The sequence below is a fragment of the Actinoplanes rectilineatus genome (genome assembly GCF_000962825.1).
Lineage (GTDB): Bacteria > Actinomycetota > Actinomycetes > Mycobacteriales > Micromonosporaceae > Actinoplanes > Actinoplanes rectilineatus.
Genome location: NZ_JZKF01000027.1, coordinates 50,499 through 65,254, shown reverse-complemented (window position 1 = coordinate 65,254; position 14,756 = coordinate 50,499). Strand labels below are relative to the sequence as shown.

Annotated in this window: 16 protein-coding genes; 11 read left to right on the top strand and 5 right to left on the bottom strand. The window is 71.7% G+C overall.

The genetic code is table 11. The features are described 5' to 3' along the window. Positions 1-35 precede the first annotated feature (35 nt). Complete coding sequence (locus tag WH85_RS21395) at positions 36-2,798, top strand: family 78 glycoside hydrolase catalytic domain (RefSeq protein ID WP_045743708.1); 2,763 nt, start codon at positions 36-38, stop codon at positions 2,796-2,798. Here the strand turns inward: WH85_RS21395 and WH85_RS21390 are convergent. Beyond that, positions 2,721-3,284 (bottom strand): TetR/AcrR family transcriptional regulator, encoded by a 564-nt coding sequence (locus tag WH85_RS21390; protein WP_045743707.1) that lies wholly within the window; start codon positions 3,282-3,284, stop codon positions 2,721-2,723. The genes WH85_RS21395 and WH85_RS21390 overlap by 78 nt on opposite strands. Further along, positions 3,284-4,639 carry an MFS transporter gene (locus WH85_RS21385; protein ID WP_063775531.1) on the bottom strand — a complete coding sequence of 452 codons (1,356 nt, stop codon included), beginning with the start codon at positions 4,637-4,639 and terminating at the stop codon, positions 3,284-3,286. Before WH85_RS21385 ends, WH85_RS21390 begins: the two co-directional genes overlap by 1 nt. Positions 4,640-4,772: 133 nt before the next feature. On the opposite strand from WH85_RS21385, the gene WH85_RS21380 reads away from it, so the two are divergent. The 8 genes from WH85_RS21380 to WH85_RS21350 all read left to right on the top strand — a co-directional run bounded on the left by WH85_RS21380 (position 4,773) and on the right by WH85_RS21350 (position 12,095). Then, entirely contained in the window at positions 4,773-5,831 is a 1,059-nt protein-coding gene (locus WH85_RS21380) for a sporulation protein (protein ID WP_045743706.1), read from the top strand. Between the two features lie 324 nt (positions 5,832-6,155). Next, positions 6,156-7,313, top strand: coding sequence for a transporter substrate-binding domain-containing protein (locus WH85_RS21375; protein ID WP_045743705.1), 1,158 nt, complete (start codon positions 6,156-6,158; stop codon positions 7,311-7,313). 110 nt (positions 7,314-7,423) lie between these two features. Further along, positions 7,424-8,200 carry an amidohydrolase family protein gene (locus WH85_RS21370; protein ID WP_045743704.1) on the top strand — a complete coding sequence of 259 codons (777 nt, stop codon included), beginning with the start codon at positions 7,424-7,426 and terminating at the stop codon, positions 8,198-8,200. After that, positions 8,181-9,479: a phenylacetate--CoA ligase family protein gene (locus WH85_RS21365; RefSeq protein WP_045743703.1), complete on the top strand. Its 1,299-nt coding sequence runs from the start codon at positions 8,181-8,183 to the stop codon at positions 9,477-9,479. The genes WH85_RS21370 and WH85_RS21365 overlap by 20 nt, the downstream gene beginning before the upstream one ends. A gap of 21 nt (positions 9,480-9,500) precedes the next feature. Beyond that, positions 9,501-10,670, top strand: a complete 1,170-nt coding sequence (locus WH85_RS21360; protein WP_045743702.1) for an FAD-dependent monooxygenase — start codon at positions 9,501-9,503, stop codon at positions 10,668-10,670. Between the two features lie 94 nt (positions 10,671-10,764). Next, positions 10,765-11,304 carry a hypothetical protein gene (locus WH85_RS47195; protein WP_052720611.1) on the top strand — a complete coding sequence of 180 codons (540 nt, stop codon included), beginning with the start codon at positions 10,765-10,767 and terminating at the stop codon, positions 11,302-11,304. Next, a complete protein-coding gene (locus tag WH85_RS47190; protein WP_052720609.1) occupies positions 11,305-11,718 on the top strand; it encodes a hypothetical protein in 414 nt (137 codons plus the stop codon). Next, entirely contained in the window at positions 11,715-12,095 is a 381-nt protein-coding gene (locus tag WH85_RS21350) for a GntR family transcriptional regulator (protein ID WP_045743701.1), read from the top strand. Before WH85_RS47190 ends, WH85_RS21350 begins: the two co-directional genes overlap by 4 nt. A gap of 222 nt (positions 12,096-12,317) precedes the next feature. On the opposite strand, the gene WH85_RS53755 is transcribed toward WH85_RS21350, so the two are convergent. Further along, entirely contained in the window at positions 12,318-12,443 is a 126-nt protein-coding gene (locus WH85_RS53755; RefSeq protein WP_281179072.1) for a hypothetical protein, read from the bottom strand. A gap of 101 nt (positions 12,444-12,544) precedes the next feature. After that, complete coding sequence (locus WH85_RS21345; protein ID WP_045743700.1) at positions 12,545-12,847, bottom strand: N-acetyltransferase; 303 nt, start codon at positions 12,845-12,847, stop codon at positions 12,545-12,547. 90 nt (positions 12,848-12,937) lie between these two features. Between WH85_RS21345 and WH85_RS21340 the strand changes: the two genes are divergently transcribed. Next, complete coding sequence (locus WH85_RS21340; RefSeq protein ID WP_045743699.1) at positions 12,938-13,297, top strand: PadR family transcriptional regulator; 360 nt, start codon at positions 12,938-12,940, stop codon at positions 13,295-13,297. After that, positions 13,294-14,271, top strand: a complete 978-nt coding sequence (locus WH85_RS21335; RefSeq protein ID WP_045743698.1) for a permease prefix domain 1-containing protein — start codon at positions 13,294-13,296, stop codon at positions 14,269-14,271. Before WH85_RS21340 ends, WH85_RS21335 begins: the two co-directional genes overlap by 4 nt. Here WH85_RS21335 and WH85_RS21330 read toward each other — a convergent pair. Then, positions 14,268-14,666, bottom strand: coding sequence for a helix-turn-helix domain-containing protein (locus WH85_RS21330; protein WP_045743697.1), 399 nt, complete (start codon positions 14,664-14,666; stop codon positions 14,268-14,270). The two genes, WH85_RS21335 and WH85_RS21330, sit on opposite strands and share 4 nt — an antisense overlap. Positions 14,667-14,756 lie beyond the last annotated feature (90 nt).

Here is a 14,756-nt window from a genome sequence, read left to right as displayed (position 1 = left end):
GATGAATTGAAAGGTTTCAGATTCCGTCGAGGAGGATGATTACCATCGATTCCGCACGATTGCGGGCCGCTGCCCGGCCGACCACCGCCCCGATCTCCGCACGATTGCGGGCCGCCGTCGCGGCCGGACTTCTCGCCGCCGGGCTGATCGCCGTCCCGGCCTCCGCCGGCGGCCACTCCCCCGGCGCCCCGGCCCGGCTGACCGTCGACGACCTCAGCCGCCCGCTGACCGTCGAGGGGGCGCCGCGGTTCGGCTGGCAGCCCCGCGACCGCGACCCCGGCGAGATCCAGACCGCCTTCCAGCTGCGGGTCCGTGACGCGCGCGGGGCGACCGTGTGGGATTCCGGCCGGGTCCGGTCCGCCGATCAGGCGCACGACGGGCCGGCCCTGCCGGAGGGCGCCGCCTGGACGTGGACCGTCCGGACCTGGGACCGCACCGGCCGGGTGTCACCGTGGGCGCGGCCGGCCGGCTTCGAGACCGGCATCGGTGACGACGGCTGGGAGGGCGCCGCGTGGATCCGGCGGACCACCGGCGTGGCCGACGACTGGTCGCTGCTGCGCGACGAGACACCGCTGACCGGTGACGCGGCGACGGTGGTGCGGGCCCGCGCCTACGTGGCCGGCAGCCACACGTGGGAGTTGTGGGTCAACGGGACCCGGGCCGGCCGGGGCAGTTCGTTCGGCTATCCCGGCGAAGGTTTCTACCAGGCCGCGGACGTGACCTCCGCGGTCCGGCACTCCGCGACGCTCACCCTCGGTGCACTGCTGCACTGGTACGGCCCGGGCCAGGGCCGGGCCGCCGGCGCCCCGGGGCTGCTCGTCACGGTCGTGGTGGAGTACGCCGACGGCACCCGGCAGGCCGTCGTCTCGGACGCCTCGTGGCGCACCGCCGAGGGCCCGTACCGCCAGGGCGCCCTGCGCAACGGCGAGGGTGACCGGATCGAACACGCCGACGGGCTCCGCGCGCAGGCCGTGCGAGGCTGGCAGCAGGCCGGTTTCGACGACGCGGCCTGGAGTCCGGTGGCGGTCGCCGGCACCCATCCGACAGCACCGTTCACCCATCTGAGCGCCCTGGACGCCCTGGTCAGTGAGGTCATGGTGCCGGCGAAGAGGATCCTGACCGCCGCCGACGGCACCCCCGTCGCGGACTTCGGCGTGGTCATCCCGGCCCGGCCCGTGGTCGATTTCGATCAGGGGGTGGCGGGCCGCACGCTGACCCTGCGGGCGAGTTACGAGCTGGCAGCGGACGGACGGGTGTCCACCACCGGGCGCGCCACCCAGAGCACGACCATGACCTACCCCTACACGCAGGCCGGCGGCGCCCAGACGTTCGCGGCCTTCACCCATCTGGCGTTCCGCTATCTGGAGATCCCCGGCGCGGGCGAGGACATCACCCCGGCCGACGTACGCGCGGTGCTGGTGCACACCGCCACCGAGGGTCCGGCCGCCCGCTTCGACAGTGATGACGCCACTCTCGACGGAGTATGGGAGTTGATGCAGCGGTCCGCGCTGTACTCGGTGCAGGAGCAGTTCGTCGACACGCCGACCCGGGAGAAGGGCCAGTTCCTCGCGGACGCGGCGAACATCTCCTACGCCACGATGCAGGGTTTCGGCGAGCGGGCCGCCACCCGGAAGGCGATCCGTGAATTCCTGGCGTCGAACCGCCGGTACTGGGCAACCGATACGGGAAGATACAACGCGGTTTATCCGAACGGCGACGGCAAACGGGACATCCCCGATTTCTCGGAGTTGTTTCCGAACTGGGTGTGGCGGTATTACCAGGTCACCGGCGATCGCGGGCTGCTCGCTGAGGCCTATCCGGCAATCCGCGACACGTCGCGATACATCGTGAACCACATTCCCGCCGGCGGGCCCACCGCGGGGCTCGTCACCAACCTCAGCGGCGGCAGCGGCCCCTACCTCCACGGCATCGTCGACTGGCCGGCGCCGGGACGCTTCGGCTACGACATGACCACCGCCGCGCGGACCACCGTCAACGCCCTCGGCGTCGACGTGCTGCGGCGGACCGCGGACATCGCCGGCGTCCTCGGCCGGCCGGCCGGCGAGGTGGACGCCCTGCGCGCGTCACAGCGGGACCTGACCACGGCGATCAACCAGCGTCTGCGCCGGGCCGACGGCGCCTACGTGGACGGCCTGCTGGCCGACGGGACCCCGTCCGCGGCGGCGGGACAGCACGCTTCCGCGTACCCGATGGCTCTGGGGATCGCACCGGAGGGTGACCTGCCCGCGCTGGCCGAGCGGATCGCCGGGATGGGCATGCGCCAAGGCCCGATGACCGCGCACTGGCTGCTCAGCGCACTCGCCGAGGCCGGCCGTCCGGACGCCGTGCTCGCGCTGCTCACCGACCACGACGATCTCGGCTGGGCGCGCATCCTGGATCAGGGCGGCACGTTCACCTGGGAGGCGTGGGATCCGGAACCCGGCGACTACAGCCAGTCGCACGGGTGGGGTGCGCAGTCCGCGGTGGACGTGATCGAGACGCTGCTCGGGATCCGGCCCGGGGCGGTCCTGAAACCGCCGGCGTCGGGACTCGACCGGGCTTCCGGGTCGGTGCCCACCCAGCGCGGCGAGATCGGCCTGAGCTGGCAGCGCGTCGGCGGCGGGGTCCGGGGCGAGGCGACGATCCCGGTCAACGTGACCGCCCGGCTGGAACTGCCCGTGGTGGACGGTCACCACTACCGGGTGACCGGGGCCGTCCGGTCACTCGGGGTGGACGGCGACGTCGCGGTGTTCGAGGCCGGGTCGGGAACGGTCCGGTTCGGCCCGGTCCACCAGTGAGCAGATCCGGTCGATGACCCGCTGACGCAGGGCGGGGTCGAGCGGGGTGGCGCCCACCGACTCGTTGAGCCACAACCCGTCGGTGGCGAGGCGGGCGATGATCCGGTCCAGGCCGGCGTCGTCCGGCTCCACCGGCGTCGGCGCCCAGCGCTCGGCCACCTCGGCCCACGGTTGGTGCCGCTGCGGCTGGGACGCGGCGTCCACCATCAGGGCCAGTTCGGCGCGGGTCGCGGTGCGGGCGGCCAGCCGCACGTACGCCGTCGCCGGGTTGCCGCCCTCGGCCTCCAGGGCGCGTTCCCAGCGCTCCGCCATGTCCCGGTGCAGCGCCTCGATCAGCGCCTCCTTGGCCGGGAAGTGGTAGAGCAGCCCGCCCTTGGTCAGTCCCGCCTCGGCGGCCACCGCCTCGAACGTGACCGCGGTGACGCCGTCACGTTCGACGACCCGCATCGCCGCCTCCAGGATCTTCGACCGGTTGCTCTGCCGCATCAGCGTGCCGCCCCCTTCGTCAGTCCGGCGCCGGCCGCCAGCGCGACGGCCACGACCGCCAGCACCACCAGGTAGGCGGTGTCCATGTCGCCCGACACGTCCCGGGCCAGGCCGAGCAGGCTGCCGAGCAGGGCGACCGCGGTGAGGCTACCGAACTCGTACGACACCTCCTGCACCGACGACGCCATCCCGGCACGGCCGGCCGGGACGTTACCCATGATCGCCATCGAGGCCACCGACATCGCCGCACCCAGGCCCGCGCCGGTCAGCGCCATGCCCGCGACCAGCACCGGGAGCCCGGCCGCCAGACCGGTCATGGTCAGCGCCACGCCGGGCACCGCGCAGGCGAGCCCACCGGCGATCAACGGGCGCACCCCGGTCCGGTGCACGACCGCCGCGCCGAGCAGCGAGGTCGGCAACGATCCGAGCGCGACCACCGCGACCAGCATCCCGGCCTGCAGCGGGGTGAACCCGGCGACCTCCTGGAACCGCTGGGTGGTGGCCAGTTGCAGGCCGGCGATGGTGAACATCGAGAACGCCGCGGCCGCCACGCCCGAACTGAACACCGGATTACGGAAGATGCCCAGGTCGAGCAGTGGGTCGGCGAGCCGGCGCTGCCGCCGGGCGAACAGCGTGAACCCGGTGACCGCGGCGGCCGTACCGGCGGCGACCAGCGGCCAGGACGGCGGCACGTGCGCGAGTTCCTTGACCGCCAGGACCGCGCCGACCAGGCCCAGCGTCGCCAGCGCCGAGGACGGCGCGTCCCAGTGCCGGGCCGTGTCGGGGGCACCGCGCGGCGCCAGGATCAGACCGGCGACCAGGGCGATCACCACCACCGGCACGTTCACCAGGAAGGCCGAGCCCCACCAGAACCACTCCAGCAGCAGCCCGCCGGCGATCGGCCCGAGCGACGCGCCGACCACGGCCAGGGAACCCCAGACCGCGATGGCCATGTTGCGTTCCCGCTCGTCGTGGAAGGTCACCCGGATCAGGGCCAGGGTGGCCGGCATCATCGCCGACGCGCCCACCGCGAGCAGCGCCCGCGCGCCGATCAGGGTGCCCGGGCCGGGTGCGAACGCGGCGAGCAGCGAGGCCGCCCCGAACACGGCGAGCCCGCCGAGGAACATGATCCGGTGGCCGACCCGGTCACCGAGCGTGCCGCTGCCGAGGAGCAGACCGGCCATCACCACCGGGTACGCGTTGATGATCCACAACCCTTCGGCGGGCGTGGCGCCGAGCTCCCGGGCCAGCGTGGGCAGCGCCGTGTAGAGGATCGCGTTGTCCAGCGTGATCAGTAGCAGGCCGGCGCTGACCGTCGCCAGGAGTGCCCAGCGCCGGGTACGGGAGATCACCATGCCTCAAACTGTACCGTACGGTCGGTACAGTTTGACATTCAGCAACCATACAGCGCCACGTGATAGTGTCCGTTTTGCGAGGCCAAGCGCCTCCTATCCCTTTCTCACCACAGGAGAAACTGTGTTCAAGAGGATGCTCGGCGCCTTCGGCGTCGGCGGTCCCAGCGTCGACACCGTGCTGGCCAACCCGCAGGCCCACCCCGGTGGCCCGGTCGCCGGCCAGGTCAACCTGACCGGCGGCAGCCACGACGTGGAGATCGAGCACATCACCCTCAGCCTGGTCACCCGGATGGAGGTCGAGGGCGGCGACCACGAGGCCACCGCCGCCGGCGAATTCCACCGGGTCACCGTCAGCGGCCCGATGCGCCTGGCCGAGGGCCAGCACCTGTCGCTGCCGTTCCAGTTCCCGCTGCCGTGGGAGACGCCGATCACCGCGGTCAACGGCCAGCCGCTGCGCGGCATGGTGATGGGCGTGCGCACCGAGGTGTCGATCGCCAAGGCCGTCGACAAGGGCGACCTCGACGCGATCTACATCAACCCGCTGCCCGTGCAGCAGCGCATCCTCGACGCGTTCACCCGGCTCGGCTTCACCTTCAAGGGCGCCGACCTGGAATACGGCCACATCGCCGGCGCGCCGCAGACGCTCCCGTTCTACCAGGAGATCGAATACTTCGCGGCCCCGCAGTACTCGCACGCCATCCGCGAGGCCGAGCTGACCTTCGTGACGACGCCGCACGCCGTCCAGGTCATCCTCGAGTTCGACAAGCGCGGCGGCCTGTTCACCGGCGGTCACGACGCCATCGGCCGCTACACGGTCGAGCACGGTTCGGCCGACAGCGTCGACTGGGGACAGCAGGTCGACGGCTGGGTCCGGCAGGCGATCGAGCACCGCCAGTCCGCTCCCGGCTACGGCGCTCCGGGGCACGGCGCGCCCGGTTACGGCCAGCCCGGCTACGGCGCTCCTGGTTACGGTCAGCCCGCTTACGGTCAGCCCGGCTACGGCGCTCCCGGCTACGGCGCTCCCGGCCACGGTGGTTACGGCCACGACCAGCACCACGGCGGGCACGGCGGCGGCTCCGGGATGGGCGGCGTCCTGATGGGCGCGGCCGGCGGTCTCGCCGCCGGCTACCTCGCCGGAGAGCTCATCGACGAGGTCTTCGAGGACGACGAGGAGGAAGAGGCCGAGGAGTAGGCCCTCTCCTTCTCCGTGGTGCGAGACGTCCCTTCCGGGTACGCGTGAAGCCGTCTCGCACCGCAGCCCCTCCCGTTTGCCGCTCCCCACCCGCTGTTCACCCGACAACACTGCCCGCCCGTGCGACCCGGAACGGACGACGGCGATCACGGATGGTGCTCACGTTCACCCGTGCCTCCACCGGGGTGACAACGGTGACCGGCCTACGAACCGAACCCCCGTTCACACCCCGGTCGGACATCGCAGGTTCAACACCGGTCAGTCCTGTCGCCGACAGATCAGCAACCCCTGGCTGCCACTGTTCCGTTGCTAGCTTTCCGCCTCGTGACCCATCTCTCGCACGTGACGCCCTCACCGGCCGGCGGGACCGGCCCCGATCGCGCCGGACAGTTCCGCAGAGATCTGCTCTGGCTGTTCCCGCTGTTCTCCCTCGCGTTGAGCGGCACGTTCCTCCTCGAATGGCAGCAGGACGGGGAACGACACGCGACCATCCTCGCGCTCCCCCTCGCCGTGGCGGCCATCGCCGCGAGTGTGCTGGTCGCCCGTAACCTCACCGGCCCGGTGAAAGCTCGCCCACCGGTGCGCCGCCGGACCGTCGCTCTCTCCGCCGTGTGCGCCCTGGCGCCGATGGGGATCATGGCCGCCAGGATGCCCGATCCGCATTCCGGCCTCGCCCCGTGGAAGATCGGCGCCGATCAGACGGTGGCCATCGGCTACAACGGCCAACTGCCGGGCTGGAGCGACGCGGGCGACGGCAAAGGCGGGCCCTCCGGATTCGACATCGAACTCGCCGAGTTCCTGAAACGGCAGTTCGGATGGCGGGAGATCAAATGGGTTCCGATCCTTCAGCCGCACCGCGCCTCGGCGCTGAAGGAGGGCAAGGTCCAGATGGTCATCTCGAACTTCTCGATCACCGACCAGCGCCTCGAGGAGATAGACATGGCCGGCCCCTACTACATGGATGTGACGAGTTCCCAGTTCAACGCTGCCAAGCTCCTCCGGCAGGCCGGCGAGAAGACCATCGGCGTCTGCTCGACCAGCGGCACCACCAGCGCCGAGGCCGCCGACCTGCTCACCCGCGACTGGTCAGGCGAGCAGGTTCTCGGACTACAGTTCCGGACGCGGCAGGAGATGTCCCTTCTCGCCTGCGAGAAGGCGCTGGAGACGAACTCCTCCGGACCGGACGACATCTCCATGGTCATCTCGGACTGGAGCATGTTGAAGGCCTTCGGAAGTGCCGACGTGGCGCCGGAGCCGGCTTTCTCCGGCATGTCGGAGAACACTCAGCTGTACGGCGTCGGCCTCCCCGACGGCTCGCCGGAGGTCTGCCGCATGATCACCGAGAAGCTGCGTGACTTCCTCGATCAGAGTTCCGGGTCCGGGCCGTGGGGGGAGGCTTTCAGCCGCACCCTTCAACCGGCCGGGCTCCAGGAGTCGTGGCATCGCCCGACAGCCGTCGACCCCTCCTACTGCGGGCGCTGAGACTCTCACCGGTCTTGGCGCTCTTGCGTCTTGCTCTGCCCCTGGGGCAGAGCGATAACGTCGAACGGACCACTATTGCAGAGATAATTGTCGATTCGCCTCGGAGGGCCATGGCACAGCGGATCTTCGACTTCCACGCCCGGCTCGCGCCCGCACCGGGCGCCCTCGACCGGCTGACCACGGCTCTGGACGCCGCCGGGATCAGCCGGGCCGCCCTCTGCGCCGGTGGCACGATCACCGTCGAACGGCTGTCCCGCCAGCTCGTCGTCGGCGGCCACCTGACCACCGATGCCGACAACGCCGCGGTGATCGCCGCCTGCCGCGGGTCGGGCGGCCGGTTCACGCCGTTCTGGTTCGCCAACCCGCACCGGCCCGCCGTCGTCTACGAGCAGGCCGCCGGTGACGTCCGCGGCCTGGAGATCTCCCCCGCCGTCCACGGTGTCCCGCTCACCGACGACCGGATCGACGACCTGGTCCGGGTGGCGGACGCGGCCGGGCACCCGGTCTACACCGTCTGCCTGATCCGGGACGGCTGCGGTGTCCGCGACCTGGCCACCCTGGCCGCCCGTTTCCCGGACACCACGTTCGTGCTCGGGCACAGCGGCACCGGGCAGCTCGACGTCGACGCGATCGAGGTGATCGCGCCGCGGGACAACATCCTGTTCGAGACGTCCGGCGGCTACTCCGTCGTCCTGGCCACGGCGCTGCGCCGCCTCGGTGCCGGCCGGCTGCTGTTCGGCACCGAGTTCCCGCTGCAACACCCCGAGGTGGAACTGGCCAAGGTCCGGGCGGTCGGCCCGGCCCCGCACGAGTGGACGGCCATCGCCTGGGACAACGCTCACCGCGTGCTCGGCCTGGAGGTGCCGGATGCCATCGACCATCTCTGACCTGCCCCGACTCGGCGACTGGACGAGCTTCGAGGAACTGGCCGCACTCCAGGCCGCCCGGCTGCCCCGGACACTGGAGGCCGCCGCGCGGTCGCCGTTCTACCGGGATCCACTGTCCGGCGGTCCACCGCCGCTGGACGCGCTGCCGATCACGACGAAACGGGACTTACGGCAGGCGTACCCCTTCGGGCTCCTCGGTGTTGAAAGATCCCGGCTCGCGACCTATCACGAATCCAGTGGCACGGCCGGACAACCGACCGCCTCCTACTACACCGACGACGACTGGATCGACCTGGCCGAGCGGTTCGCCCGCAAGTGGATCCCGATCGGACCGGATGACATGTTCCTGGTCCGCACCCCCTACGCCCTGATGATCACCGGGCATCTGGCGCACCGGGCCGCCCGGATGCACGGCGCGACCGTGGTGCCCGGCGACAACCGTTCGCTGGCGATGCCCTACTCCCGGGTGATCCGGGTGCTGCACGATCTGGACGTCACCCTGACCTGGTCGATGCCGGCCGAGACGCTGATCTGGGCGGCCGCCGCCCGCCTGGCCGGCCTCGACCCGGGGAGCGACTTCCCGGCGCTGCGCGCGCTCTACGTCGGTGGCGAACCGGTCACGGCGGCCCGGCGCGCCCGGATCAGCCGGATCTGGGGCGTCCCGGTGATCGAGGAGTACGGGTCGACCGAGACCGGCAGCCTGGCCGGCGAGTGCCCCGCCGGTCACCTGCACTTCTGGTCCGACCGGGCGATCCCGGAGATCTACCGGCCGGACGGCACCGTCGTCGCCGAGGGCAGCGGGCAGCTCGTGGTCACCCCGCTGTACCGGGAGGCGATGCCGCTGCTGCGGTACAACCTGGAGGACGCGGTCGAACTCACCTACCGCGACTGCGAGTGCGGCTGGCACCTGCCGACGATCCGGGTGCTGGGCCGGGCCGGCGCCGGGCATCCGGTGGGCCGCGCCCGGATCACCCAGAACGACCTGGAGACCCTGGTCTTCACGCTGCCGGACCGGCTCGGGGTGCTGTTCTGGCGGGCGCGCGCGGCGCACGGTGAACTGGTCGTCGAGATCGAGGTGGACGAGGCGCACCGGGCCGAGGCGGTGGGGGCGCTGACCGCGGCGATCCGGTCGGGGCCGGGGGTCGACGCGGTGGTGCGGGCACTGGCGCCGGGGACGCTCGTGCCGCACGCCACGCTCACCGTCAACCAGGACATCCTCAAGCCGCGGACGCTGTTCGGGCCGGACGAGGACTGGGACAAGGCGATCCTCTACTACTGACGATCTTCATTGAGGTGATCGATGGACGACGTGGCGATCGTCGGTGCGGGACTTGCCGGGCTGACCCTGGCCGCCGCGCTGCGACAGGCCGGAGTGCCGGTCCGGGTGTGGGAGCAGACCCGCACGTTCGGGACGGTCGGTGCCGGGATCCAGCTGGCGCCGAACGCCACCCGCCTGCTGCACCGGCTCGGACTCCGCGACCGCCTGCGCGACACGGCCGTCCGGCCGTCGGCGATCGAGATGCGCCGGTGGGACGACGACGCGGTGATCGCCCGCACCGAGCTGGGCACCGCGTGCGAACGGCAGTTCGGCGCCCCCTATCTGACCGTGCACCGGGCCGACCTGCACGAGGCGCTGCTCGGCCTGCTCCCGCCGGGCACCGTGCGCCCGGCGTCCCGATGCGTCTCTGTGACCGAGAATGATCACGGAGCGACACTTCATTTCGAGGACGGCACCACGGACACGGCGACGCTGGTGGCCGGGGCCGACGGCATCCACTCGGCGGTCCGGGAGGGCCTCGCCACCGACCGGCCGCGGTTCTCGGGGCAGACGATCCACCGGGCGCTGGTGCCCGCCGGCCGGGTGCCCGAACTGCTGGTGGATCCGAAGGTGGTGCTCTGGCTGGGGCCGGACCAGCACGCGGTGAGCTATCCGGTGGCCGGCGGGCGGCTGGTCAGCTTCGGGGCGACCATGCCCGCCGCGACGTGGCGGACCGAGTCGTGGACGGCCGCCGGCTCCCCCGGCGATCTGGCCGCTGCCTACGACGGCTGGCATCCGCAGGTCCGCCGGCTGATCGACGGCGTCGACACGGTCAGCCGGTGGGCGCTGCACGACCGCGACCCGGTCCCGCACTGGAGCGGCCGGCACGTCACGCTGGTCGGCGACGCCGCTCATCCGATGCTGCCGTTCGTCGCACAGGGCGCCAACCAGGCGATCGAGGACGCCATCATCCTGGCTCGCTGCCTGACCGAAACGGATCTTTCCATTCCCGAAGCCCTTCAGCGGTACGAGCAGCTGCGGCGCGAACGGGTCGACCGGGTGCACGGGCTGTCCCGTGGCAACGCCACCACCTTCCACGTGGACGACGGCGCCGGACGGCGGGAACGCGACGACACCCTGGCCGCCGAGCGCCGCTTGCAGGAGCAGGCCTGGCTCTACGGGTACGACGCCGCCGAACTGCCCATCCGGTGACACGACGGCACAAGTTGTATCACTCATTTGACACAAGTTCCGGGGCGGTCGCATAGTCCTTGTATCGCATCGCTGATACAAACGGAGGCACCCCATGTCCGGCCTGATACTGCTGAGCGCGTTGCTCGTGGCCGCCCTCGGCGCCGCGGCCGCCCTGGCCGTGACGTTCGTGGGCCGTTCGCGCCGCCGCTCCCCGATCGCCGCCGGGGCAGGCAGCCCCGGGATCGGTGACCTCGGCACGGGCAGCGCCGCGGTGCTGGGACAGGTCCGGCGGGTCACCGCCGCCTGGCGCTGGGCCGGGTTCCTCGCCGGTGCCGCCGCGGCCGGGGCGACCGTCGCCATGGACGGCCTGGGTCGCGGGTTGCTGCTGGCGGCGCCGGTGTTCGCCTGTTTCGTGCTGGCCGGGGTGCTGGCCGGCGAGTTCAGCATCCTGCCGCCGGCCGGCGAGACGCGAACCGCGACGCTGGAGGTCCGCCGGATCCGCGACTACCTGCCACGGGCGCTCACCACCGTCGTCACCGTCGCCGGCGCCGTCCTGGTCCTGCTCGTCGCCGCGGTCACCGCCGCCGGCAGCCCCGACGACCTCGGGCGCGCCGGCCGCACCCTGACCCTGCAGTGCACACCGGACTCGTGAGTGAGCCGCGGACCGTGGCCCGGGTCGCACTACACCGCTCCCCTGGCGATCCTCGTCGTCCTCGGCCTGGCCGGCGCCGCCGTCGCCCTCCGCAAGGTCACGCTGCGCCCCCGGGCGGGCGTCGCCCCCGGGCTGCGCGACCTCGACGACCGGATCCGGCACCGGGCCGGCCGCGCGATCGTCGCCACCGCCGGCATCCTGATCGCCCTCCCCCTGACCGGGGTCAGCGTGGCCGCCGCCGGAGCACTCGCCGGCATCCCGTGCCTGTCACCCGGCTGGTCCACGGTGGCCGCACCGGCGCTGTCCCTCCTGGCCCTGGCCTCACTGGCCTTGCTCGGCTGGTGCGCCGCCGCAGTATTCCTGCCCGCCGCGGACCGGCCCGCCACGGCTCCCGTCGGGGGACCGGCCGCATGAGCCCCGCGCCCGCGCTGGCCGTGGTGACCAGCGATCCCACACCGCCGTACGAGCAGCTGCGCCGCCAGATCGCCACCCTGATCCAGAGTGGTGTGCTGGCCGAGGGCGACCGGTTGCCGCCGCTGCGCCAACTCGCCGCCGACCTGGGGCTGGCCGTGGGGACGGTGGCACGCACCTACCGGGAACTCGAGGCCGCCGGTCTGGTCGTGTCCCGCCGGGGCGGCGGCACCACGGTGGCCCGCGCGCCCGCGGTTCCCCCATCGGACCGGGGCCGCCGACTCGAGGACCTAGCCGCACGGTTCACCCAGGAGGCCCGCCTGCTGGGCGCAACCGACGACGAGATCCTCACCGCGGCGGCCCGTTCGCTGGAACGGTAGCCTGCGGCGAGTACACCCGAGCCCACCGGCGGCTTCCTGGCCGACCGGATGCACGGCATGTCCCATGGCATCACCACCCCCGCCGCGGGACTACGGCACTGAGCAACAAAAACCGACGTCGACCGGATCGCAGGAACACCACGACCACCGCGAGCGTCGGAGAGCACAGCAGTCACCGGACGACAGGAGCGCAACGGTCACCGGGCAGCGAGAGCACGGCGGTCAGGGCGCGTCGGCGGAGATTCCGTTGGCGGCCGTCCCCAGGGCGAGCGTGACCATGAACGCCCCGGCCGCGGGCCACGGCGAGGCCTGGTCACCGGGGTTCTCGGGCGGCGGATCCGGGGTCACCTCGCCAGGCTAGGCCGAGCCCGGGGACGGAAGGACCGAACTGGCGGAGGGCCACGGGACGGCGCTTTATGCGTACCCCAGAAAGGGCGTGAGAGGGACGCTCAGCGCACGCGGCGGGTGGAACGGGCGACCAGTTTTTCGAACGCCGGGTTCTTGTCGAGCCAGGCGCTGAACAGCGGGCACATCGGCACGACCGTGCGGCCTTTCGCCTTGGCGTCCTCCATGGCGGCGCGGGCCAGGGCGGCGGTGACCGCGGCGGCGTCGGCTCCGGGGGACGGCGACGTGTGCGTGAAGACGACGATCGGGCCGGTCAGCTGGTAGGTGAGCACGCCCACGACCTCGCCCGCGCTGTCGCGTGCCTCGAATCTCTCGCGCTCGGGCGCTTCCGTGACGGTGAGTTCCACCTGGTCATCCCATCACACCCCACTCACAATCAGCAGCGCGCAATGAAGTGCCGCTTGCAATACTGTGTCACGCACACTATCGTTTCTGGCATGACAATGGATGCGACGCTCTCCAGTCACCTGCAGGAGCTGCGCCGCGGCACGGTCGTCGTCGCGAGTCTCACCGTCCTGCGCACCCCGGGATACGGATACTCGCTGCTCGAAACGCTGAGCGCGGCCGGTTTCGAGGTGGAGGCGAACACCCTCTACCCCCTGCTGCGGCGGCTGGAGACACAAGGGCTGCTGACCAGTTCGTGGAACACCGACGAGGCCCGGCCGCGCAAGTTCTACCGCACCACCGAGCAGGGCGACGCCATCGCCGGCGCGCTGCGCGACGAGTGGTCGCGACTGGATCATGCGGTCGCCGGCCTCGACACCCCCACCGGCACGACCACAGGGAGCGACCAGTGACCACCCTCATCGACCGCTACGTCTACACCGTGCTGCGCCGGGTCCCCGAGCAGCAGCGCACCGACATCGAGCGCGAGCTGCGCGCCTCCATCGACGACGCGGTCGAGGCGCGGGTCGGGGCCGGCGACGCGTCGGACGCCGCCACCGAACAGACGTTGCTCGAGCTGGGCGATCCCGACCGACTCGCCGATGGGTACGCGGAACGCCCGCAGTATCTGATCGGGCCGGAGTTCTATCCCACCTGGACGCGCCTGACCAGGACCCTGCTGCTGACCGTCCTGCCGATCGTCGTCACCGTGATCGTGGTGGTGGGCGTGCTGGAGGAGGGTGCGACCTTCGGGTCGGTGCTCGGTTCGGCGATCGGGTCCGCGCTGACCGTGGCCGCCCACATGGTGTTCTGGACCACCGGTGTCATCTGGCTGCTGGAACGCACCGGTTCGGCGGCCGGCCCGGTCCTCGGCAGACGCCCGTGGACCCCGGCCGACCTGCCGAAGTACGAGCCCGGCCGGATCACCGCCGTGGAGTTGGTCGGCACCCTGCTCTGGCCGGTGCTGGTGATCGTCGGCCTGGTGCTTCAGCAGTTCACCTTCACCGATGTCCCGGTGCTGGACCCGGCGAACTGGACGTTCTGGTGGCCGTACTTCATCGGGGTCATGATCCTGGAGGTCGGATACGGGATCTGGCTGTTCCGCGGTCAGGCCTGGAACCACACGGTGACCGCGGTGAACGCCGCGATCGGGGTGCTGTTCGCGGCCCCGCTGGTGTGGCTGGTCACCACCGACCGGTTCTTCAACCCGCAGTTTCTGGCCGGGCTGCACTGGGGCGACGTCGACCCGGACCGCTGGCTGACGTTCGGCACCCTCGCGGCGACCGTGATCGGCACCGTCTGGGGCGTGATCGACGTCGCCCTGCGCGCCGAGCGGGCCCGGCGGGGGCGGCCGGGACAGGTCCCCGGAACCGCCCCGATGATCTAGACGATCGGGGAGTCGACGATCGTCAGGGCGAGGTCGATGAGGGCGTGGGCGCGGGCGCTGATCAAGGTCAGCAGTGCCTGCGCCTGCGGCGTGTTCACCGCCTGGGCCTGCAGCGCCGCCACCCCGGCGACCAGGTGATCGAGGCTGGCCGGCAGATCGGCCGGGACCGCCGAGGGCCCGTTCAGGGCACCGGCGATGTCCTGCAGGCTCAGACCGTGCGTCTCCAGCTGTTTGATCGTGGTGATGGTGTCGACCGCCGCCGGGTCGTAGAGGCGGAAACCGCCGCCGGTCCGTTGTTCGGTCCGCAGCAGGCCGAGCTGGGTGTAATAGTCGACGGTCCGGGTACTGACGCCCGCGTGAGCGGCGAGCTCGCCGATGCGCAGCAGTTCGTGCATGTGGCCCCCAGCTGGTCGTCTCCCAGCGACCATACAGTCGCGCGTGCTAGTTTGCGGTGCGTGTCTGATGGTACGGATGCGGGTTGTAGT